Genomic DNA, 22,681 nt, shown 5'->3' with positions numbered 1-22,681 from the left:
GCCAGCAGAATCAGGCCCCCAACCCGGTCGCAGAACCGGGAAATATCCCCCGAAACGGAAGGTTATGGTCCGCCGCCTGGGCGTAAGGCCGGCGTTGGACTATAAGCGGGCGACAGGCCCGCAGGAAACAGCCCATGACCCCGCGCAACGACCATGCCCGCACCGGCGGGACGGCGACCGACATTTCATCCGGACTTCCCGGCCGCCAGCGCATCCTGCGCGGCTTGGGCGTGTCACCCGGCATCGCCATCGGCCCCGCGCATGTGGTGGAAGCCGGCACCCCCCAGGTGCCGGAATATGAAATCGCCGCCGAGGCGGTGGCTGACGAGTTGAAGCGCTTTCACCATGCGGTGGAAAAGGCCCGGCGCCAGCTGGCCAAGCTGAAGCTGAAGGCCCGCACCCTGCCGGAGGAGGCGGCGGCCGACGTCGCCACCCTGCTGGAAGCGCATCAGGCCATGCTGTCCGGTTCCCGCCTGATCCGTGGGGTGGAACGGCGCATCCGCGACGATCTGGCCAATGCCGAATCGGCCGTGCAGCAGGAGATTGCGGCCCTGGCGCAGAGCTTCGCCGCCATGGATGATGCCTATCTGGCCGCCCGCGTGGATGATATCCGGGAGGCGGGCCGGCGGCTGATCCGCAACCTGCAGGACACGCCCTATCTCGCCTTTTCCCGCCTGCCGAACGATTCGGTGATTCTGGCAGAGGAACTGACGCCCGCCGATACCGCCCTGCTGGACCCGGCACGCATCGCCGGTTTTGCCACCGTGCTGGGCGGGGCGGAGGGCCACACCGCCATCATGGCCAGATCGCTGGGCCTGCCGGCCGTGCTGGGCGCAGCGGGGCTGCTGCAGGGTGTGCAGCCGGGCGATATGGTGATCCTGGACGGGCAGCAGGGCCGGGTGCTGCTGAACCCCTCCCCGGAAATGCTGGCCGAATATCGCCAGCGCCAGACCGCCTGGCGGGCGGAGCGGGAGCAGTTGCGCGGTCTGGGTGGCCTGCCCGCCATCACCCTGGATGGCACCACCATCGGCCTGCAGGCCAATCTGGAACTGCCGCGTGAGCAGGACAATGCCCGCGATGCCGGTGCCGCCGGCATCGGCCTGCTGCGCACCGAGTTCCTGTACATGAACCGCAACGATCTGCCAGGAGAGGAAGAGCAGTACGAGGTGCTGCGCACCCTGGTGGAGAAGATGGAAGGGCGCCCGGTCACCGCCCGCACCCTGGATGTGGGGGGCGAAAAGCTGGCCGGGCCATTGCGCCAACATTTCGCCAGCCCGGCCAACCCCGCCCTGGGCCTGCGCGCCATCCGGCTGGGGCTGAAGGAACCCAAGCTGCTGGAAACCCAACTGGCCGCCATGTTGCGCGCCGCCGCCCATGGGCCGCTGCGCGTGCTGGTGCCGATGATCTGTTCCCCCGGCGAAGTGCGGCATGTGCGCGACATGATGAATATCGTCGCCCGCCGCCTGCAGCGGCGCGGCGTGCCGATCCCGGCGGAAATGCCCAAGCTGGGCGCCATGATCGAGATACCGGCGGCGGCCCTGGCGGCCGACGCCCTGGCCAATGTCTGCGATTTCTTCGCCATCGGTACCAATGACCTGATCCAGTATACGCTTGCCATCGACCGGGGTGATGAGCAGGTGGCCCATCTTTACGACCCGCTGCACCCGGCGGTGCTGCGGTTGGTGCAATTCACCGTGCAGGCGGCCAACCATGCCCGCATCCCGGTTTCCATCTGCGGGGAAATGGCCGGCGATCCGCGTTTCACCGCCCTGCTGCTGGGGCTGGGTGTGCGTGAACTCTCCATGGCACCGGCCAACCTGCCCCTGGTGAAGCGCCGCGTGCGGGCGCTGGGCTTGAACCGCGCCACCGCCCTGGCGGAACAGGTGATGGTCAAGCTGGATAGCGGCCAGATCGCCAAGCTGCTGGACGGGTTCAACGAGACGTTGGCGTAATGGCCCCACCCGGAAAACGCAGCATGATCCGGGTGCCGCCACCCTGTGTATCGACCGACAGGTCACCCCCATGGCGGCGGACCAGCAGGGCCGCCAGATAGAGCCCCAGCCCCAGGCCGCCGACCCCCGCCGTCATCGGGTCGCCGGCCCGCAGAAACGGCTTGCCGATGGCGTCGCGCAGGGCATCCGGCATTCCCGGCCCGTCATCGGCAATCACCAGCCGCACCCCGCCATCGGCCAGCACCCCGGCCCTGATCTCCACCCGTGTCTGCGGTGGGGTATGGGCGATGGCATTATCCAGCAGGGCGAACAGGATTTGCTGCAGGGCGATGGCGTCGGCCCGGATCAACAGATCATCGGGCACCGCCACCGCCACATCGGTGCGGCATTGCTGCGCCCGCACCCGCGCATTGCCGGCGGCCCGCAGCACCTCCGCCCGCAGGTCCAGCCGTTCCAGCCGCAGGGGGCGCCCCACCTCCGCCTCGGCACAGGCGACGATGGCTTCCACCAGTTCCAGCAGATTATGGCCAGCGCTGGCAATCTCCCCGGCATAATCCCGCACTCGCTCCACCGAGCGGGCGATATCCGGCTGGCCCAGCATCTCCGAAAAACCGATGACGGCGTTAAGGGGCGTGCGTAACTCATGGCTGACGCTGGAGAGGAACTGGGTTTTCGCCCGCTCCAGCGCCTGGGTTTCCATCTGCGCCTGACGCAGTGCCTCTGCCCCGGCCTCCCGGGCGGCCAGGGCGGCGTGGGTGCGCTCGGCAAAGCTGGTCATCAGCCCCCGCACCACCAGATAAAGGATGATGGTGATGCTGCCGACATACAGCAGCCCCTTGGCCGTCTGGAACAGGGACAGCGTATCAGGATCGGAGAAAAGAACCTCCGCCACCCCGTCGGAAAAGACGATCCAGGCAATGGAGGGCAGCAGGAACACCAGCGCCACGCGCCGGGCCGTGCGCGCCGGTGCCGCATCCAGCCACTTTTCCCGGTCCACCGACGACCCCGCCTTCTGTGGAGAACAATGGATACCCCGCAACCGAGGGTAAGAGTAACCCGAACCGGCGGCAGGCGTCACCCGTTGCATGATGGGGGGTGGCCCCGCTACTCTGCCACCATCATGCCGACAGATATCCAGACCATCGACCGCCCCACCGATCCCAATGTGCTGCAGCGCCGGGCGTCTGACCCGGAAAGCTCCGTCTGGGTGGGGGCCTCGGCGGGCACGGGCAAGACCAAGGTGCTGACCGACCGGGTGCTGCGGCTGATGCTGGCGGGCACGGAACCGTCGCGCATCCTCTGCCTGACCTTCACCAAGGCGGCAGCGGCGGAAATGGCCAACCGCATCGCCGACCGCCTGTCGGTCTGGGCGGTGGCAGAGGATGCCAAACTCCAGGACTATCTGACGGCCCTGACCGGTCATGCCCCATCGCGGGCGGAGGTGACGGCTGCCCGCCGCCTGTTCGCCCGCGTGCTGGATGCACCGGGCGGCATGAAAATCCAGACCATTCACGCCTTCTGCCAGTCGCTGCTGCGCCGCTTCCCCCTGGAAGCGGGCTTGGCCCCGAATTTTGAGGTGATGGACGACCGCACGGCGGATGAGCTGCTGGAGGAGGCCAAGCAATCCGTGCTGCTGGCCGGGCGCTATGATCCCGACAGCCCCCTGTCCCAGGCCGTGGCCCTGCTGGCCGGCACCGTGTCGGAGGATGATTTCAACCAGTTGCTGGCCGACCTGACGGCCGAGCGCGGGCGGCTGCGGCGCATTCTGGATGCAAATGGCGGGCTGGAAGGTGCTATCACCGCCCTGCGTCAGCATCTGCGGCTGGCCGACGGCGACAGCGAGGCGGCCTTGCTGGCACGGGCCTGCGCGGATGGCGGCTTTGACATGATCGGCCTGCGCCGCTGCTGCGCCCATCTGGCTGGCGGCAGCAAGACGGATATTGAACGTGGCATCGGTTTGCAGATGTGGCTGGACAGCGATGCCGCCAGCCGCCTGCGCAACTGGCGCAGCTACCTTCCCCTGCTGCTGACGGCGGATGGGGAGGTGCGCAAGACGCTGATGACCAAGAAGCTGGTCGACAGCGACCCGATGGCGCTGGACATATTGCAGCGGGAAGCCGCCCGCCTGATCGCCGTGCTGGAGGAACAAAAACGCCTGCTGGTCGGCACCTATACCGCCGCCCTGCTGCGGTTGGGCGAGGCGATGCTGGGCACCTATCAGCGGCTGAAAGATGCCCGCGCCCTGCTGGATTTCGACGATCTGATCCTGGCCGCCTCCAACCTTTTGACCGGCCAGGGCGTTCTGGCCGGGCGGCCCGATGCCTGCGCCTGGGTGCTGTACAAGCTGGATGGCGGGCTGGACCATGTGCTGATCGATGAGGCGCAGGACACCAACCCCGAACAATGGGCCGTGGTGAAAAGCATCGCCGAGGAGTTTTTCAGCGGGCTGAACGCGGCGGATGGCAAGATCCGCACCCTGTTCGTGGTGGGTGACGACAAGCAGTCGATCTTCAGTTTCCAGCGCGCCGACCCGGCGGAGTTCGCCCGGATGCGCCAGCATTTCGGGCAAAAGGTGGCTGCCGCCTCCCAGCGCTGGCAGGTGGTGGACCTGCAAACCTCCTTCCGCTCCGTCGCCGCCGTGCTGCGCGCGGTGGATCAGGTCTTTGCCGCCGGGCTGGCCCGTGACGGGGTGGCCAGCGATGGGGTGGATGTGCGCCACATCCCCTTCCGGCGCGGCATGGCCGGCAAGGTGGAAATCTGGCCGCTGGTGCGCCCCGCCGATGCCGCCGAACCCACGCCCTGGGCGCCGCCGACAGCCACCGAACAGGCCGACAAGCCGGTGGCAAGGCTGGCCGCCGTGATGGCCGACCAGATTGCCTTCTGGCTGCGCCAGGGGGAGATGCTGGAACCCAAGGGCCGCCCGGTGCGGCCCGGCGATATCATGGTGCTGGTCCGCCGCCGCAACCAGTTTGTGCAGCATCTGGTCCGCGCGCTGAAGGATCGTGACGTGCCGGTGGCCGGCATCGACCGTATGGTGCTGACCGAACAGCTTTCGGTGATGGACCTGCTGGCGCTGGGCCGGTTCCTGATTCTGCCGGAAGATGATCTGACCCTGGCCACCCTGCTGAAATCCCCGCTGATCGGGCTTTCGGAGGATCAGCTTTTCCAGGTGGCCTATGATCGCCCCGGCAGCCTGTGGATGGCCCTGACCAACGGGGCCAAAACCGATGCGGCCCTGGCGCCCGCCCATGATTATCTGCGCGCCTTGCTGGCCGATACCGATTACCGCGCACCCTATGAGCTGTTCGCCGGCCTGCTGACACGGCCCTGCCCCGCCGACCCCAAACCCGGCGAAGGGTCCGGCCGTCGTGCCATCCTGGCCCGGCTGGGGTCGGAGGCGATGGACCCGCTGGACGAATTCCTGACCGCTTGCCTGACCTTTGAGCGCGATCACGTCGCCTCCCTGCAAGGCTTCATCCATTGGCTGGAGGCCTCGCAGGCGGAGGTGAAGCGCGAGTTGGATACCGGCGGGGGGGAGGGCGAAGGGCTGGTGCGGATCATGACCGTGCATGGCTCCAAAGGCTTGCAGGCCCCCATCGTCTTCCTGCCCGACACGATGGGCGAACCGGATATGAGCCCGCGCATCCTGTGGCCGGAGCCGGAGGCAAAAGGGCCGGATGTGCCGCTTTACGCCCCGCGCCGGGGCATGGAACATGATGGGGCCAAGGAGGTGCGCGCCGCCGCCGACCGAAGGCGCGACCAGGAATATCGCCGCCTGCTTTATGTGGCGCTGACGCGGGCGGAAGACCGGCTGATCGTCTGCGGCTGGGAACAGGCGGCCAAATCCGGCGGGCCCGGAAGCTGGTACCGGCTGGTGGAACAGGCGCTGGGCGGCATGGCCAAGGGCGTGCCGTTTGACTTCACCGCCATTTCACCGGCCGGCTGGGCCGGTGAAGGGCTGGCTTTGCATGATGTGCAGACCGAGCCGGTGAAGGCCCCGCCCCCGCTGGCCCCCAGCACTGGACCCGCAAACAGTTTGCCCCTCTGGGCCCGCGTGCCGGCCCCGAAAGACCCCACCCCATCCAAGCCGCTGATGCCCTCCCAGCCGGAAGGGCCGGAACCGGCCGTGCGCTCCCCCTTGGGTGCTGACGATGGCAAGCGCTACAAGCGCGGTACACTGATGCATAAGCTGTTGCAGGTGCTGCCCGATACCGACCCCGCCCATTGGCGGGACAGTGCCGCCGCGTGGTTGGCGCGGCCGGCGCATGAATTGGCGGCGGCAGAGCAGCAGGAAATCGCCAACGAAGCTATTGCCGTGCTGACCGATCCCCGCTTCGCGCCTTTGTTCGGGCCGGACAGCCGGGGCGAGGTGCCGGTGGTGGGGCTGGTGGGCGACTGGGCCATCTCCGGCCAGATCGACCGGCTGCTGGTCACGGATGCGGAGGTCTGGATCGTCGATTACAAGACCAACCGGCCCCCGCCCAAACAGGCCGAGGATGTGCCGGGGATCTATCTGCAGCAGATGTCGGCCTATCGGGATGCCATGCGCCAGCTTTACCCCGGCCGCACGGTGCGTTCCCTGCTGCTCTGGACCGATGGGCCCTACACGATGGAACTGCCGGACGGGTTGCTGGATACGCACCGGCCGGGGTGAGCGGGTGGGGCGCTACCGCCCCAACTGTTCCAGCAGCGCCTTGTGGAAATCGTCTGGCGCTTCCACCTGCGGGGAATGGCCGAAGGCGGGGAATTCCACCAGGGTGCTGTTGGGAATCGCCTTGGCGGCACGGCGACCCAGTTCCGCATAATTGCCCAGCCGCGCGCGGGTTTCTTCATCCGCCCGGTTGGCGCCGGGGGCGGTGCGGTCCTTGGCACCGATGAACAGCACCGTGGGTGGGCGCAGCCGCACCAGCTCATGCACCACCGGCTGGGTGAAGATCATTTCCGATGTCTGCGCCTGGTTCCAGGCCACCTGCTGCTTGCCCGGCCCATTATAAAGCCCCGCTGCCATCTGTACCCAGCGGTCATAATCGGGCTTCCAGTTGCCATTATAATAGAAGCGCAGCTGATAGGCCTTGATGCTGTCGGCGCTGGTTTTCAGCTCATTTTCATAGAGGCTGTCGATACTGGCATAGGGTACCCCCTCGAACTGCCAGTCCTCCAGCCCGATCGGGTTGACCAGCAACAGCTTTTGTACGCTATCGGGGCCATCGGGGAAGGTCAGGGCATAGCGGATGGCCAGCATCCCGCCCATGGAATGGCCCATGATGATGGGCTTTGTCACCCCCAGGGAGCGCAGCAGATCGCGCGTGTTGGTCGCCAGTTGCGCCAGGGAGAACTGATAGCGCACCGGCTTGGAAGAGGTGCAGAACCCCACCTGATCGGGGGCAATGACGCGGTAACCCGCCCCGGTCAGCACGCCGATGGTGGCTTCCCAGGTGGCAGCACAGAAATTCTTGCCATGCAGCAGCACCACCACCTTGCCATTGGCCGGGCCGGTGGGGGCCACATCCATATAACCCATGGACAGATCCTGCCCCTGGCTGGCGAAGGTATAATGCTTCAACGGGTAAGGATAATCGAACCCTTCCAACTGCACGCCATAGACCGGGGCAGCGGACGATTGGCCCAGCGCCGCCGGGGCGGCAAAACCGGTCAGCAGGGCGGCGGTGAGGACGGGAATGGTCAGGCGGCGCATCTCTTCCCCCGATGGGATCAGGCCAGCAGGTCGTGATGGGTCGGGTGCCGGCGCATCCAGGCGAAGGCATAGCCGCAGATGGGGCGTATCTTCGCCCCTTCAAGCCGGGCCGCCTCCATGATTTCTTCCATCAGCTTGCCCGCCGCCCCGGTGCCGCGCAGGGCGGGCGGGGCCTCCACATGCAAAATCTCGATCAGATCGGGGCCGCGCCGGTAATTGGCAAAGGCCACCTGCCCGTCAACGGCCAGTTCAAACCGGGACGCATCGCGCTTGTCGGTGAAGCTCATGGGGGTTCTCCTTGTGATCAGAGGCGGAAAGCGGCGGTGAGATGTGCTTCGGCGGAAGAGGTTTCGGCCACCGTCCCCCCCGGTGCAGGCCCATCGGGGCTAACGTCTCCTCTTGGAATAAAGTGCCTTCCCCGCGAAAGCGGGGATCCAGGGGCCGCAAGAACCACACTTCGGTGCCCTTGGCCCTGGACCCCCGCTTTCGCGGGGGAGGCAGGGAGAGGGCAAGGGACGACGTTTGCCCCTTTGGGCCTTTCGCCGGGGTAACGGAAAAAGCAGTGGCCGGTCATACATCCCTAAACCGCCCCCAACACACCCAACGTCAGCGCCATCACCACACTATAACGCGCCAGCTTTCCCAAAGTGACCAGCATCACAAACAGGGGAAAACGCACGCCCAGGCTGCCGGCCGCGACCGTCAGCGGATCGCCGATGATGGGCGCCCAGGAAAACAGCAACGTCCAGGCACCATAGCGGCGGAACAGTTCCTCCCCCCGCGCCAGTTGGACGGCCGTGACGGGGAACCAGCGCCGCCCGACCAGATGGCGCATCCCCCGGCCCAGCCAGAAATTCACCACCGACCCCAGCACATTGCCCAGCGTCGCCACCGCCAGCAGCAGCCAGGGCGGATGCGCCCCCTGTACCGCCAGGGCGACCAGCGCCGCCTCTGACCCGCCGGGGAGCAGGGTCGCGGCGGTAAAGCAGAGGCCGAACAGGCCGATCAGGGCAGGATCAACCAAGATTTCCAACATCAAAGCCGGTTTGCCCCCTTCACGGCGGGCGCGGGCAGGCTACACTGGCGGCCGGCCGGAAGCCCGTTCAATTCCATTCCCAAGGACCGATCCATGCGCAAAACCGCCCTTCATGCATTCGCCCTGGCCGGCCTGCTGGCCCTGCCCCTGCTGGGTGCCGGCACGGCCGCCGCCCAGGTGGCAGCCCCCAGCGTTTCCGTCACCGATACAAAAGACCTGCCGCAGCCGCTGCCGCTCCCCTATGACGAGGAAGCCAATGCCGATGCGGAGGTGGCCGCCGCCTTTGCCCGCGCCAAGGCCAATGGCAAGCGGGTGATGCTGAATTTCGGCGGCGACTGGTGCCCGGATTGCCGCGTGCTGGCCGGCATCATGGAACTGCCGGAGGTGAAGAGCTTCCTGGCCGATCATTATGAGCTGGTGAAGGTGGATGTGGGCCGCATGAACAAGAACCTGCAGATCCCGGCAAAGTACGGGGTGGAGAAGCTGCGCGGCGTGCCCACGGTGATGATCATCACCGCCGATGACAAGGTGCTGAACGCCACCAACAGTGCCGAGCTGTCCAGCGCCCGCTCCATGACGCCGCAATCCATCGCCGACTGGCTGGCCAAATATGCCGCCCCGGTGAAAAAGGGCTGAGGCGATGGCCGTGGAACCGATGCTGTTTGCCGGCGGGCTGGTCTTTGACGGGCTGACCGCGCCACGGCCCGGTCTGGGCGTGCTGGTGGGCGATGGGCGCATCGCCGCCATCGCCCCGCTGGCGGAATTTGGCGGCTTTGCCGGCCCACGGGTGGATACAACCGGTGCCACCCTGATGCCGGGGCTGGTGGATGCCCATGTGCATCTGGGGCTGGAGGCGACGGGCGATGTCGTCACCACCCTGCGCCAGCGCAGCGTCGGCGACATGGCCCTGCGGCTGCTGGAAAATGCCCAGGCCACGCTGGCCGGCGGCATCACCGCCATCCGCGATCTGGGCGGGGTGGAATGGCTGGAAGTCTCGGTCCGCGATGCCATCCGCCAGGGCCGCCACCAGGGGCCGACCATCCGCTGCGCCGGCAAGGTGCTGACCATTACCGGCGGCCATGGTTCCTGGATCGGGCTGGAATGCGACGGGCCGACCGATTATATGCGCGGCGTGCGGCTGAATGTGAAGCACGGGGCCGACTGCATCAAGCTGATGGCCACGGGCGGGGTGCTGACCGGCGGGGTGGACCCGCTGGCGCCGCATCCCAGCACGGAAGAGTTGGCCGCCGCCACCCGCACCGCCCATGATTTCGGTCTGAAGGTGACGGCCCATGCCCAGGGTGCCCGTGGCATTGCCCGCGCGCTGGAAGCCGGGGTGGACAGTATCGAACATGGGTTTGAACTGACCGATGCCATCATCGCCACCATGCTGGAAAACGGCACCTATCTGGTGCCGACCCTGGCGGCGATGATGGCCTTGCTGGCGCTGAAGGACCGGCTGCCCGCCTTTGCGCGGGACAAGGCGGAACGGTTCAGCGGGATGCATTTCGCCAGCTTCAAGCGCTTCGTGGCGGCCGGCGGCAAGGTGGCGCTGGGAACAGATGCCGGCACCCCCGGCAACCAGCATGGGGAGAATGCGCAGGAACTGGCCCATATGGTGGCCCTGGGCATGGACCCGCTGGCGGCCCTGGTGGCCGGTACCAGCAACGCCGCCGACCTGCTGGACTTGCCCGACCATGGCCGCCTGATCAGCGGGGCGGTGGCCGACCTGCTGCTGGTGCCGGGCGACCCGGTGGCGGATATCAGTGCGGCCGCCAACCCGGCCCGGCATCTGGGCATCTGGAAAGGCGGGCTGCCGGTGGCACGGCGGGGCAAGGCGGTGGCTGCCTTCGATCCGGCACCGGCATCGGCGGCAGGGTTCTGATCATCGGGTGCGGGCGCGGTGCCGCCCGCACCCGGCATCACAGCACCCGCCCCAGCGCCTGGTTCACCAGTTCGCCCGCCGCACTGACGGGCTGATCAGCTTCCCGGCGTTCAGAATAGCGATCCACCAGCGTGGCCGCATGGGGGCGCAGCAGCACGGTGAAACGCACCAGCTCTTCCATCACATCGACGATGCGGTCGTAATAGGCGGATGGCTTCATCCGGCCATCGGCATCGAATTCCTGAAACGCCTTGGCGACGCTGGATTGGTTGGGGATGGTGAACATCCGCATCCAGCGACCCAGAAGGCGCAGGCTGTTCACCGCATTGAAGCTCTGCGAGCCGCCGGAAACCTGCATCACCGCCAGCGTGCGGCCCTGCGTCGGCCGAATGGACCCCATGGCCAGCGGCAGATGGTCGATCTGCGCCTTCATGATGCCGGTAATCTGGCCATGGCGTTCGGGGCTGCACCAGACCTGCCCGTCCGACCAGATGGCATGGGCGCGTAGCTCATGCACGGCCGGGTGGTCATCGCCCTTCACCTGATCGGGCAAAGGCAGATCGGACGGATCGAAAATGCGCGTCTCCGCCCCGAAATATTCCAGCAGCCGCGCCGCCTCCTCCACCGCCAGACGGGAGAAGGAGCGGTCACGTAAGGAACCGTACAGCAACAGGATGCGCGGCTTTGGGTCCAGCGGCCCCAACCCCAGGCCCGGCAGACGATGGGCATAGGCGGGATCAAGGGCCGGCAGGTGATCAGGATTGCTCAATTGACGCAGACGGGACATTAAGCCTGCTCCTTATAGCAAGTTGTGATGAGGCAAACTCATCACAACTTCGTACGGCGGCGACTGCCGCCGCGCGGCCCATGCCGCGTGAAGCCAAGCCAACGGATGTTGGCGCCGGCGATTGAGGGCCTTGATCAGAATGATCAAGGCAACGGCGTATTGGTCGGCGCTGTGAGGGGGAACCAGCGGCGGCCCAGCCACAGGGCCAGTTGCACCATCAAGATCAACACCGGCACCTCCACCAGCGGGCCGATGACGGCGGCGAAGGCCACAGGCGAAGCCAGACCGAAGGCGGCAATGGCCACGGCGATGGCCAGTTCGAAATTATTGCCCGCCGCCGTGAAGGCCACGGCGGTGGCACGCGGGTAATCCGCCTCGATCAGCTTGCCGGTGAAGAAGCTGACCAGGAACATGATGAAGAAATAGAGCGTCAGCGGCACGGCAATGGCCAGCGCGTCCAGCGGCAGCCGCACAATATCGGCCCCCTTCAGGCTGAACATGGCGACGATGGTGAATAACAGCGCCGCCAGCGTCAGCGGGGAGATACGCGGCAGGAAGCGGTTTTCATACCAATCTTCCCCCTTGGCGCGGACCAGCACCCGCCGGGTCAGGAAGCCGGCCAGGAAGGGAATGCCCAGATAGATCAGCACCGCCTTTGCAATGGTCTGGAACGACACGTCAATGACGCTGCCCTCCAGCCCCAGCAAGGGCGGCAGGAAGCCCAGAAAGAACCAGGCATAGGCGCTGAAAAACAGGATCTGGAAGATGGAATTGAAGGCCACCAGCCCCGCCACATATTGGTTGGAGCCACAGGCCAACTGGTTCCAGACCAGCACCATGGCGATACAGCGGGCCAGACCGATCAGGATCAGGCCCGTCATGTAATCCGGCCGGTCATGCAGGAAAATCACCGCCAGCGCGAACATCAGGCAGGGGCCGATGATCCAGTTCTGGATCAAGGACAGGGCCAGGATACGCTTGTCGGCGAAGACCTGGGGCAATTCCTCATACCGCACCTTGGCCAGCGGCGGATACATCATCAGCACCAGCCCGATGGCAATCGGGATGTTGGTGGTACCCACCGACAGCCGGTCGAGGGCGGCCGGCACCCCGTCGAACAGGCTGCCCAGCACCAGCCCCAGGGCCATGGCGGCAAAAATCCACACGGTCAGAAAACGGTCCAGAAAGGACAGGCGGCGGGTGGGCATAGCCATGATCAGGGCAGCCTTCGATGAGAAACGGGGGAAAGCGGATCAGCGCAGACGGTGACCGGCCGCATCCACCACGGCCTCCCCATCCTCCTTGGTGAAGGCGGCCTTCTGCGCGGCGGGCAGGATATCCAACACCTGTTCCGACGGGCGGCAGAGGCGCACGCCCAGCGGCGTCACCACGATGGGCCGGTTGATCAGGATGGGATGGGCCTGCATGGCATCCAGCAGGGCATCATCCGACAGGCTGGGATCATCCAGCCCCAGTTCAGCATAGGGCGTGCCCTTTTCCCGCAGCACCGCCCGCACCGGCACGCCCATGCGGGCGATCAGGTCGGCCAGCACCGCCCGGCTGGGCGGCGTCTTCAAATATTCAATCACCGCCGGTTCCACGCCGCTGTTACGGATCATGGCCAGCGTGTTGCGCGACGTGCCGCAGGCAGGGTTGTGATAGATGGTGATGTCGGTCATGACAGGGCTTCCTGCTGGGCCATTTCCACCAAACGCCGCTTCATCGCCAGCCGGTCGAGCGAGGCGAGCGGCAAGTTGACGAAAAGCTGCAGGCGCCGTTCGATCTGGCGGTAAATCTCCGCCGTGAAGGCCGCCTTTTCCGCATCGCTGCCACTGGCCGATGACGGATCGGCGAAGCCCCAATGGGCGGTCATCGGATGACCGGGCCAAATGGGGCAGACTTCCCCGGCGGCGCTGTCGCAGACGGTGAAGATGAAATCCATCTGCGGCGCATCGGCGCCGGCAAACTCGTCCCAGCTTTTCGACCGCAATGTCGAAACATCGTGCCCCAGATGGGCCAGCAGATCATGCACGAAGGGGTTGATGCGGCCCGATGGCTGGCTGCCGGCACTGAATGCCCGAAAGCGGCCCTTGCCAAGCCGGTTCAGAATGCATTCCGCCATCATGCTGCGGGCGGAGTTATGGGTACAGAGGAAGAGGACGTTATAGGGCTGATCACTCATCTCACGCTCCGACAGGGATGGGGTGGGGTGCGTCCGGGCTGCAAGCGGGTGTGCAGACGCCAACCGCCGCCAGCAGCCCTTCCCCGCACAGTTCCGGCCGGCCGCCGCAGCAATCCTGCACCAGGAAGGCCAGCAGGCGACGCGTGCCGTCGAAATCCGGCGCGTAATGGATATGACGCTGCACCCGCCAGGAACGCAGCAAACCCGCCCGTTCCAGCATGGCCAGGTGATGCGACAGGGTGGAAGGCGCGACGCCCAGGCGTTGCGCCACCTCCCCCGCCGTCAACCCATCCGGCCCCACCTGCACCAGCAGGCGGAAAATGCCCAGGCGGGTTTCCTGGGACAGGGCGGCGAAGGCGTCAGTGGCAGCTTTGATTTCCATATTTCAACAATCATCGAAATGAAATAGTGAGTCAAGCCCCGAATCAAAAAACCCCGGCGCCAACGGCACCGGGGTTTTGATCAACGCGGGGGGAAACCCAAGGGGCATGGCCCATGCCCCTTGGAGGCCGGCGACCGCCGGCCCGCCGCACGTGCGGCGTAAGCCAAGGCGGCGGATGCCGCCGCCCGGCGCCTGAGGGAAAATGCAACAATCAACCGGCCAGCGCGTCCTCGGCATCCAGCACGGAGGCGACGGCGTGGATGACGGAGGCAATGCGCACCACGTCCTGCACGTTCTCCTTCGAAGCGCCCTTCTGGATCACTTCGTGCTCGTGGGCGTCGATGCACATGCCGCAGCCATTGACGGCGCTGGCGGCCAGCGACCACAGCTCAAAATCCACCTTGGGCGCGCCGGGATTGGCGATGATGTTCATGCGCAGGCGGGCCGGCATCTTGGAATATTCCTTGTTGGCCGCCAGATGCACGAATCGATAGTAGATATTATTCATGCCCATGATGGCGCCGGCGGCCTTGGCGGCGGTCAGCGTGGTATCATCCAGGTGCTGCTTGGCATCGGCAACGATGGCCTTGGTCACTTCCGCGTTGCGGCTGGCAAAGGCGGCGGCCACGGCCGTGCCCCAGGCCTGCGAGGGCGACAGGGAAGAGGTGTTCAGCACCGAACCCAGGTTCAGCTTCAGATCCTTGGCGTATTCGGGCAGGCGCGACTTCAGCGCATCGATGGACATGATTGTCATCTCCTTGGGAAATGGTCACAACAATCCTGGTGCGGGCGCAATCGGGCGGCCGGGACACGGGGATCAGGCGATGTGATGATAACCGATAACAGGGGTGCCGCCACCAGACCCGGAAGGAAATCGACAGGTCGGGGCGCAACAGGATACCGGTCAAAGGGGGTGGATGGGCGCCATGGGCATGAGGGATGCCGGCGCCCATCCGTCGTCAGAAAATGGCCCTTAAATGGGGGATCAGGCCACCTTCAGAACGTCCTCGCCCTTCTGCCAGTTGCAGGGGCACAGCTCGTCGGTCTGCAGGGCGTCCAGGGTGCGCAGCACTTCCTGAACATTGCGGCCGACGGACAGGTCATGCACGGAGGCGAAGCGGATGATGCCTTCCGGATCGACGATGAAGGTGGCGCGCAGCGCAACGCCTTCGTTCTTGTCCAGCACGCCCAGATCGGCAGACAGCTCGCGCTTCACGTCGGCCAGCATCGGGAACGGCAGATCCTTCAGATCGGCATGGTTCTGGCGCCAGGCCAGGTGCACGAACTCGGTGTCGATGGAAGCGCCCAGCACCTGGGCGTCGCGGTCAGCGAACTCACCGTTCAGCTTGCCGAAAGCGGCGATCTCGGTCGGGCACACGAAGGTGAAGTCCTTCGGCCAGAAGAACACGACCAGCCACTTGCCCTTGTAGGTGTCGTTGTTGATGGTGGTGAAGGCGGACTTGATGTCGGTGGAAACAGTGGCCTTCAGGTCGAAAGCGGGAAACTTATCGCCAACGGTCAACATAATGAACAACTCCACTTTTGTGATTGAGCGGCCGGTGCGCCTGGGCGTCACCGCCAGCCCTTATATGGCCATCGGTGACGGGACGTATATGGGGGCAGTGCAGCAAAAAAAGCTAATCGCAAGTTCCGACTGCGGCCATAGGATGGGCCAATGAACCCGGTGAACATTACCCTGCGCCAATTGCGCTATCTGGTGGCCCTGGCCGACACGCTGCATTTCGGCCGTGCCGCCACCGCCTGCCATATCAGCCAGCCCTCGCTCTCCGCCCAGATTCAGCAGCTGGAGGATATGCTGGGCACGCCCCTGGTGGAACGCACCAAGCACCGTGTGCTGCTGACCCCGGCGGGGGAAGATGCGGTGGAACGGGCGCGGGTGATTCTGGGGCAGGTGGATGATCTGTCGCAGGCCATGCGCGCCTCGGGCCGGCCGCTGTCGGGCGCGCTGCGGCTGGGGGTCATCCCGACCAGCGGGCCCTATCTGCTGCCGCGCGTGCTGCCGCCGCTGCGCGGGGCCTATCCCGACCTGAAGCTGTATCTGCGCGAAGACCTGACGGAGCGGCTGCTGGACCGGCTGCGCGCCGGTGACCTGGATATGGCCCTGCTGGCCCTGCCGGTACTGGAACCGGGGGTGGAGGTGCTGCCGCTTTATGAGGAACCGTTCCTGGTGGCCCTGCCCCGTGGCCATCGGCTGGACAATGCCGATGCCGTCAGCGAAGGGGAACTGCAGGATGAAAGCCTGCTGCTGCTGGAAGACGGGCATTGTTTCCGCGATCAGGCGCTGGATGTCTGCGCCCTGTCCGGCGCTCAGGCCGGCGATGGATTCGCTGCCACCTCCCTGCCCACCTTGGTGGAAATGGTGGCGGGCGGGTTGGGTTTGACCCTGCTGCCGGCCCTGGCCGCCCCGGCATTGGCCAGCAATGGGCAGGTGAGCCTGCGCCCCTTCAAGGCCCCTGCCCCGCACCGCACCATGGCCCTGGTCTGGCGCCGGGGCAGCCCACGCGCCGCCGATATCCGCCGTCTGGCAGACCTGATCGCCCGCCACTTGCCTGAAGGGGCGACAGCGGTGCGTTAAGCAGACGCAACGCCCCATTGACGCCCCCTGCCCCAACCCCTACCGTCTCCGCCATGCACAATTGCAACGCCCCCTTTTCCAGCCGACGCCGCAGCACCTTTGCGCGGGGCTTTGTGCTGGCCAGGCTGGGAAGATAGGGCAGGACCGCCAAAGGGTCCGCAGGCTTCCTTCCCCACGGCACCACAACCAACCCCGCATACCCCCGGTATGCGGGGTTTTCTTTTGCCCTTTTGCAACGGACGAATAGCATGACAGTCAGCCTGCCCACCACAATCCGGACCGCCGGCCCCAACGATGCCGGCGCTATCACCACGCTGGTGCACGATGCCTACAGCAAATGGGTACCCGTCATCGGGCGGGAACCCTTGCCCATGCGGGTGGATTACAAGAGCGCCCTTGCGGAATACCGGTTCGACCTTCTGACAAGGGGCGATCAATTGCTGGGCATCATCGCCACTGTCACCCGTGCCGACCATCTATGGATCGAGAATATTGCTGTCGCCCCGCCGGAACAGGGCAAGGGCCATGGAAGCACTCTGCTGCGTCATGCGGAGGTTTTGGCACGTGCCGCCGGTAAGCCTTACATCCGGTTGCTGACCAATGGTGCCTTTGCCGACAATATCGCGCTGTACAAGCGGCACGGCTTTGTCGTCACGGCGACCGAACCCTTCATGGGGGGCAGCACCATCCACATGGCCCATACCATCGACCCAGCCGGCTGGGCCATGGCCCAACCCGTGGCCCGGCAACTGGATGCCTATAATGCTAAGGATATCGAGCGGTTCATGGAGCCCTGGGCGGTGGATTGCCGCTACTACGCCTTTCCCGACACGCTGCTGGCCAGCGGGGCGGCAGAAATCCGCGCCCGGCATGTGGAGCGGTTTCAGGAACCCGATCTGTTCGGCCGGCTGATCAGCCGGACCGTGGTCGGCAATCTGGTGGCTGACCATGAAACCGTCACCCGCAACTTCCCCGAAGGCAAGGGGGAGGTGGATGTACTGTGCCTTTACGAGGTGGCGGAGGGCAAGATCGTCAAAGCCTGGTTCAAGATGGGGGAAAAACGGATTCTGGCCCCCTGAACCCGGCAAGGGGAAGGCACAAAGCCGGCCATCATGGTGCAGCGCCAGGGGGATGTGTCACCGCAGCACCCTGGCACTGCCCAGCCAGGGCCCGGTCCTTGACCGGGTTTTGCCGCAATCGGGGGCCAGATTACGGTTCATACCTGAACCGGAGTTTGTGCCATGTCGGTCAATACGAAACCCCTTCTGCTCGCCGGACTTGCCGCCCTGCTGGGTGCCTGCGCCGGCCTGTGGGACATGACAGACGGCACCCTGGCCGGCACCCTGGCGATACTGACCATCTCGGCCTTCGCCCTGTCCATGCTGGGGCCGCGCTGGACCTGGATGGTGATATTGGGGCTGGCCGCCGGGGTGCTGGTGGCCAATCTGACCGGCTGGCCCCCCCCCGGCAGCCAGCTGCGGGAGATCGACCGCAGCCTGATCACCGCCGCCGTCGCCGCCCTGCCAGCCGCCCTGGGCGGGCTGCTGGGATTGGGCGCCGCCGGCATCGCGCGGCGACTGGCGGGAAGCTGACCGGCGAAGACGCACCCCGCGCATGGCACCTACGCCGATATGCAATTAATATTGACTCGCAATATGAGCACTCCCTAAACCACTGGCGAAGAGATTTCGCATAAAAGACAGTGGGAAGAGTGACATGCGAGCAGCCTTGCTGATGGCCGGCGCCGCCCTGGTGCCGGCCTTGACGTTTCTGGCCCCCGCCCAGGCGCAACAGGTGGCCGAAGCCAGCCCGGTGGAGGAAATCATCGTCACCGGCCGCGTGCAGCGGCTGTACCGGGTGGAAGAAACCAGCATCGGCAAGATGCCAGCCAATATCCTGGATATCCCTCAGGCCGTGCAGGTCATCAATGAGGAGATGATCCGCGATATGGGGGCCCGCAACGTCATCGACCTTTATCGCAATATCTCCGGCGTCAGCTATTTCACCTATGGCGGCGTCACCTTCCGCGGTTTCCGCCAGGAACAGAATTATTATGACGGGATGCGGGGCGACCCGTTCATCGGCTTCGCCGTGCCGCAGCTGTTCAATATCGAACGGGTGGAAGTGCTGAAGGGCCCGGCCGGGATGCTCTATGGCCCAGCCGCACCCGGTGGCACCATCAACTATGTCACCAAGGGGCCGACCGAGGAATTCCGAGGCGATGTGCGCCTGACAGCCGGCAATTATGGCCGCATCGGCGGGTCGGCGGAACTGTCCGGCCCGGCGGATGCAGCGGGGCGCTTCACCTACCGCGTGGGTGCCTTCTACGAGAAGATGGACAGTTTCCGCATCGGCGCCGGCAGCGACAGCAAGATCGGTGATGCCAGCCTGGGCATTAAACTGACGGATGATATCAAGCTGACCCTGCAGGCCATCCATTTCGATCAGGCCCTGCCGGCCAACCGGCTGCGCGGTATCCCGGTCAGCGATGCCGGCGTCTATCTGGGGCCGATCAGCTGGAACCATAATGAACCGACCGATTATTCCAAGCTGACCTCCAACGTGCTGCAGGCCAAGCTGGATGCGCGGATCACCGACACGATCCGCCTGGATGCCGGCATCCGCTGGTTCAAGGCGGAGGAGCTGCAGAATTACCACGAGCCGCGCGGCACCTATGACAGCAACCGCGATGGCATCCCCGACATGGTGCGGCGGGAATTCCGCGACCAGCGGCGCAAGGGCGATGGGCTGGCGTTGGCCGCCAACCTGATCGCCGATGCCGAAACCGGCAGCATTGGCCACAAGATCCTGTTTGGTGCTGACTGGTACCGGGAGGATTCGCTGCTGCTGAGCCGCATCGCCCCCACCCAGGCTTCACGCGGGCCGGTGCCCGATGCCAGCCTGACCAACCGTGTCTATGGCCTGACCTCTGGCGCCAGCTATGCCGCCTATTTCGCCAACCGCCCCTATACCCCGACCGATACCAGGGCGGAGCGGGAAGGCATCTACCTGCAGGATCAGATCAGCCTGACCGAGCAGTGGGATGTGATCGCCGGTGTGCGCTATGACCATTTCACCGATACCAACCGGGTGAACGGCACCGATTATGCCGACGGGGATTACTCCTGGCGCGCCGGCCTGATCTACAAGCCCGTGGATGATGTGTCGGTCTATGCCAGCTGGTCCACCAGCTTTGAACCGCAATCCGTGGCCAACCAGGACAGCAATGCCGGCGGCCCGTTCGACCCGATCACCGGCAAGCAGGTGGAAGCCGGCGTGAAGACGGCGCTGCTGGGGGGACGCATTCAGGCCAATGGTGCGGTTTACCGCATCGTGCGGGAAAACATGCTGCAGACCGACACGACCAAGCCGCCGGTCAATGGTGTCAACCCGCTTTCCCCCATCGGGGAGGTGACGTCCAAGGGCTTTGAGCTGGACCTGTCCACCGACATCACGCCGGATTGGGTGTTCACCGCCAATTACGGCTATAATGATACCAAGATCACCGGCACCGTGCCGGGGCAGAGCCTGACCAACGCCGTGGGCAACCGCTTTGCCAATGCGCCGCGCAACAAGGTTGGTTTCTGGACCCGGTATCAGGTGCAGGAAATCAACACCGCCTTTGCCTTTGGCGGCGAATATGTCTCCCAGCGGGTCAGCCTGGGGGGACAGACGGTGAAGCCCTATACGATCTTCGATGCCTCCATCATCACCGATCTGGGCTTTGCCGAGGCGATGTTCCGGGTGAAGAATATCTTCAACAAGGAATATGCCGCCTCTGGCTTCACCCTGCATAACGGCCACTTCCCCGGTGAACCGCGCACCTGGTTCATCGAACTGCGCAAGCAGTTCTGATGGGTTGGGGCGGTCCGGCAGCCGGGGGGGCATCCCACTGCCGGACCGCCTTGCAGCCCTGTCATTTGCTTTCAACGCCGCAATCGCCCATAACCGGTACCAATCCTGAACCATCCAAAGCAGCGAAGTACCACCCATGGGATTTAATTGCGGCATCGTCGGCCTGCCCAATGTCGGCAAGTCCACCCTGTTCAACGCGCTGACCAGCACGGCCGCGGCCGAGGCCGCGAATTACCCGTTCTGCACGATTGAGCCGAATGTCGGCCGCGTCGGTGTGCCCGACCCGCGCCTGGACAAGCTGGTGGAAATCGCCAAGTCGCAAAAGACGGTGCCCACCCAGCTGGAATTCGTCGATATTGCCGGCCTGGTGCGTGGCGCGTCGAAGGGTGAAGGGCTGGGCAACCAGTTCCTGGCCAATATCCGTGAAGTGGACGCCATCGTCCATGTGCTGCGCTGCTTTGAAGATGGCGACATCACCCATGTCGAAGGCTCCATCGACCCCGTCCGCGATGCGGAGACGGTGGAGACGGAGCTGATGCTGGCCGACATGGAAAGCCTGGAAAAGCGCCTGCCGCCGTTGCAGAAGAAGGCCAAGGGCGGCGACAAGGACGCCAAGGCCCTGTCCGACCTGATGGAACGCGTGCTGGCCGTGCTGCGGGAGGGCAAGCCCGCCCGCACGGTGGAGGTCTCCAACGAGGAGCGCGATGCCTTCAAGCAGATGGCGCTGCTGACCGGCAAGCCCGTGCTCTATGTCTGCAATGTGGAAGAGGAATCGGCCGGCAGCGGCAATTCACTGTCCGCCAAGGTGGCCGAAATGGCCGCCCGCCAGGGTGCCGGCAGCGTCGTGATCTCCGCCGCGATCGAGGCGGAACTGTCGCAGCTGGCCGAGGCGGACAAGCTGGATTATCTGCAATCGCTGGGGCTGGAAGAGCCGGGCCTGAACCGGCTGATCCGCGCCGGTTACAGCCTGCTGGGCCTGCTGACCTTCTTCACCGTCGGCCCGAAGGAAGCCCGCGCCTGGACCGTGCGCAAGGGTGCCAAGGCCCCGGAAGCCGCCGGCGTCATCCACACGGATTTCGAGCGCGGCTTCATCAAGGCGGAAACCATCGACTATAATTCCTATGTCACCCTGGGCGGCGAAGTCGGCTGTAAGGAAGCCGGCAAGATGCGCATGGAAGGTAAGGAATATCTGGTCCAGGATGGCGACATCTTCCATTTCCGCTTCAATGTCTGATACCGGCCGCTGACAGAGGCGGGATATACCGGCTGGTTGCAGAACCATTCTGCAACCAGCCGGTACAAGTACTTTGGCGATAAGACGATACGCGCTCTTGGTCGCATTGACCGGCGGGTGGGAACGGGGGATAAAATAGCGCTTCAATAAGAATGGAGCCTAATCCCTATGCGTACCCCCGCCCGCATGATGATCACTGCCTTGACCACCGCCCTGGCCCTGACCGCCGGCATCACCGCCGCCCAGGCCGCCGGTGACCCGGCCAAGGGTGAAAAGGTCTTCGCCCGCTGCAAGGTCTGCCACGCGGTGGAGGCCAACGCACCCAAGAAGGTTGGTCCGCCGCTGCACGGCCTGTTCGGCCGTCACACCGCCAGCATTGAAGGCTTTGCCTATTCCGACGCGCTGAAGAAGGCGGATTTTGTCTGGAGCCAGGACAAGCTGGACCAGTGGCTGACCAAGCCGCAGGCCTTCCTGCCCGGCAACAAGATGGCTTTCCCCGGCGTGCCCAACCCGGAAGACCGCGCCGACCTGATCGCCTATCTGGAACAGGCGACCAAGTAAAGGCCGCTTCCGGCAATCGCTTTTGCCCGCCGAAATGCGCGTATCATAATAGGTGGGGGCGGCCAGCCCCCACTTTTATCATTCGATTTGTTGCTTTGCTGCACGCTCCTCCCCATGCTGCCCGCGCCACACCAGCCGGGAGTTGTATGTTGCCCAGAATGAATATCAGGTTCCTTGCCCCCCTGCCCTTGATGGGCCTGTTGCTGGCCGGCTGCGGCGCGTCCGAACCATCGGAAGGGGATATACGCAAGGCGTTTGAACAGCAGGCCCAGGGCGTGAACGGCCTGTTGGGCGGGCTGACCGGCCAGAAGATGGAAATCCTGGATCTGACCAAGCATCAGTGCAAGGAGAGACCGGATTCGACGGCCATCATCTGTTCCTTCACCATCAAGATGAAAATCCCCGTGATCGGGGAAAGTGAACAGACGACGGAGCAGGCCTTCATCAAGGGGGATAAGGGCTGGCAGATCGTCAGCCGCTGATCCCCTGCCCGCAAGTCCCCAAACGCGGTTCCGG

General features: G+C 65.1%; 22 protein-coding genes. 11 read left to right on the top strand and 11 right to left on the bottom strand.

The features are described 5' to 3' along the window. The first annotated feature begins 134 nt into the window (after window positions 1-134). Window positions 135-1,952, top strand: coding sequence for a phosphoenolpyruvate--protein phosphotransferase (gene ptsP, locus CHB97_RS01735; protein WP_089286206.1), 1,818 nt, complete (start codon window positions 135-137; stop codon window positions 1,950-1,952). Here ptsP and CHB97_RS01730 read toward each other — a convergent pair. Next, entirely contained in the window at window positions 1,933-2,949 is a 1,017-nt protein-coding gene (locus CHB97_RS01730; RefSeq protein WP_160105475.1) for a sensor histidine kinase KdpD, read from the bottom strand. The genes ptsP and CHB97_RS01730 overlap by 20 nt on opposite strands. A gap of 123 nt (window positions 2,950-3,072) precedes the next feature. Here CHB97_RS01730 and addA point away from each other — a divergent pair, with 123 nt between their 5' ends. After that, a complete protein-coding gene (gene addA / locus CHB97_RS01725; RefSeq protein ID WP_089286204.1) occupies window positions 3,073-6,606 on the top strand; it encodes a double-strand break repair helicase AddA in 3,534 nt (1,177 codons plus the stop codon). Window positions 6,607-6,618: 12 nt separating this feature from the next. On the opposite strand, the gene CHB97_RS01720 is transcribed toward addA, so the two are convergent. The 3 genes from CHB97_RS01720 to CHB97_RS01710 form a co-directional block, all read right to left on the bottom strand. Beyond that, the gene (locus CHB97_RS01720; protein ID WP_089286203.1) at window positions 6,619-7,647 is read right to left on the bottom strand and encodes an alpha/beta fold hydrolase; all 1,029 of its coding nucleotides are present in this window, start codon (window positions 7,645-7,647) and stop codon (window positions 6,619-6,621) included. Window positions 7,648-7,664: 17 nt separating this feature from the next. Next, window positions 7,665-7,934, bottom strand: coding sequence for a GNAT family N-acetyltransferase (locus CHB97_RS01715; RefSeq protein ID WP_089286202.1), 270 nt, complete (start codon window positions 7,932-7,934; stop codon window positions 7,665-7,667). 293 nt (window positions 7,935-8,227) lie between these two features. Then, complete coding sequence (locus tag CHB97_RS01710; RefSeq protein WP_244559342.1) at window positions 8,228-8,671, bottom strand: YqaA family protein; 444 nt, start codon at window positions 8,669-8,671, stop codon at window positions 8,228-8,230. Between the two features lie 105 nt (window positions 8,672-8,776). Between CHB97_RS01710 and CHB97_RS01705 the strand changes: the two genes are divergently transcribed. Beyond that, the gene (locus tag CHB97_RS01705; RefSeq protein ID WP_089286200.1) at window positions 8,777-9,319 is read left to right on the top strand and encodes a co-chaperone YbbN; all 543 of its coding nucleotides are present in this window, start codon (window positions 8,777-8,779) and stop codon (window positions 9,317-9,319) included. A 4-nt stretch (window positions 9,320-9,323) separates the two neighbouring features. Then, window positions 9,324-10,568 carry an amidohydrolase family protein gene (locus CHB97_RS01700; RefSeq protein WP_089286199.1) on the top strand — a complete coding sequence of 415 codons (1,245 nt, stop codon included), beginning with the start codon at window positions 9,324-9,326 and terminating at the stop codon, window positions 10,566-10,568. Window positions 10,569-10,605: 37 nt separating this feature from the next. On the opposite strand, the gene arsH is transcribed toward CHB97_RS01700, so the two are convergent. From arsH to CHB97_RS01665, 7 genes are all read right to left on the bottom strand, one after another. Next, window positions 10,606-11,355: an arsenical resistance protein ArsH gene (gene arsH / locus CHB97_RS01695; protein WP_089286198.1), complete on the bottom strand. Its 750-nt coding sequence runs from the start codon at window positions 11,353-11,355 to the stop codon at window positions 10,606-10,608. 143 nt (window positions 11,356-11,498) lie between these two features. Beyond that, complete coding sequence (gene arsB, locus CHB97_RS01690; RefSeq protein ID WP_200819807.1) at window positions 11,499-12,563, bottom strand: ACR3 family arsenite efflux transporter; 1,065 nt, start codon at window positions 12,561-12,563, stop codon at window positions 11,499-11,501. Window positions 12,564-12,608: 45 nt separating this feature from the next. Beyond that, complete coding sequence (gene arsC / locus CHB97_RS01685; RefSeq protein WP_089286196.1) at window positions 12,609-13,034, bottom strand: arsenate reductase (glutaredoxin); 426 nt, start codon at window positions 13,032-13,034, stop codon at window positions 12,609-12,611. Continuing rightward, window positions 13,031-13,537 carry an arsenate reductase ArsC gene (locus tag CHB97_RS01680; protein ID WP_089286195.1) on the bottom strand — a complete coding sequence of 169 codons (507 nt, stop codon included), beginning with the start codon at window positions 13,535-13,537 and terminating at the stop codon, window positions 13,031-13,033. Before CHB97_RS01680 ends, arsC begins: the two co-directional genes overlap by 4 nt. Window position 13,538: 1 nt before the next feature. Next, on the bottom strand, window positions 13,539-13,919 hold the full coding sequence (locus CHB97_RS01675) for a helix-turn-helix transcriptional regulator (protein WP_089286194.1): 381 nt from the start codon (window positions 13,917-13,919) through the stop codon (window positions 13,539-13,541). A gap of 211 nt (window positions 13,920-14,130) precedes the next feature. Then, window positions 14,131-14,664: a carboxymuconolactone decarboxylase family protein gene (locus CHB97_RS01670; protein ID WP_089286193.1), complete on the bottom strand. Its 534-nt coding sequence runs from the start codon at window positions 14,662-14,664 to the stop codon at window positions 14,131-14,133. Window positions 14,665-14,904: 240 nt separating this feature from the next. Further along, window positions 14,905-15,444, bottom strand: coding sequence for a peroxiredoxin (locus CHB97_RS01665; RefSeq protein ID WP_089286192.1), 540 nt, complete (start codon window positions 15,442-15,444; stop codon window positions 14,905-14,907). Window positions 15,445-15,594: 150 nt separating this feature from the next. Between CHB97_RS01665 and CHB97_RS01660 the strand changes: the two genes are divergently transcribed. The 7 genes from CHB97_RS01660 to CHB97_RS01630 all read left to right on the top strand — a co-directional run bounded on the left by CHB97_RS01660 (window position 15,595) and on the right by CHB97_RS01630 (window position 22,647). Further along, complete coding sequence (locus tag CHB97_RS01660; protein ID WP_089286191.1) at window positions 15,595-16,515, top strand: LysR substrate-binding domain-containing protein; 921 nt, start codon at window positions 15,595-15,597, stop codon at window positions 16,513-16,515. Window positions 16,516-16,763: 248 nt separating this feature from the next. Then, complete coding sequence (locus CHB97_RS01655; protein WP_089286190.1) at window positions 16,764-17,594, top strand: GNAT family N-acetyltransferase; 831 nt, start codon at window positions 16,764-16,766, stop codon at window positions 17,592-17,594. Window positions 17,595-17,756: 162 nt separating this feature from the next. Further along, on the top strand, window positions 17,757-18,107 hold the full coding sequence (locus CHB97_RS01650) for a hypothetical protein (RefSeq protein ID WP_089286189.1): 351 nt from the start codon (window positions 17,757-17,759) through the stop codon (window positions 18,105-18,107). 124 nt (window positions 18,108-18,231) lie between these two features. Beyond that, on the top strand, window positions 18,232-20,370 hold the full coding sequence (locus CHB97_RS01645) for a TonB-dependent siderophore receptor (RefSeq protein WP_089286188.1): 2,139 nt from the start codon (window positions 18,232-18,234) through the stop codon (window positions 20,368-20,370). A gap of 136 nt (window positions 20,371-20,506) precedes the next feature. Continuing rightward, window positions 20,507-21,604, top strand: a complete 1,098-nt coding sequence (gene ychF, locus CHB97_RS01640) for a redox-regulated ATPase YchF (RefSeq protein ID WP_089286187.1) — start codon at window positions 20,507-20,509, stop codon at window positions 21,602-21,604. A 168-nt stretch (window positions 21,605-21,772) separates the two neighbouring features. Continuing rightward, entirely contained in the window at window positions 21,773-22,165 is a 393-nt protein-coding gene (locus tag CHB97_RS01635; protein ID WP_244559341.1) for a cytochrome c family protein, read from the top strand. Between the two features lie 158 nt (window positions 22,166-22,323). Then, window positions 22,324-22,647 carry a hypothetical protein gene (locus CHB97_RS01630; RefSeq protein ID WP_089286186.1) on the top strand — a complete coding sequence of 108 codons (324 nt, stop codon included), beginning with the start codon at window positions 22,324-22,326 and terminating at the stop codon, window positions 22,645-22,647. Window positions 22,648-22,681: the final 34 nt, after the last annotated feature.

The organism is Azospirillum sp. RU38E, from assembly GCF_900188385.1.
Lineage (GTDB): Bacteria > Pseudomonadota > Alphaproteobacteria > Azospirillales > Azospirillaceae > Niveispirillum.
Note: the sequence above shows the minus strand (reverse complement) of the source record. Positions and strands in the feature narration are given on the sequence as shown.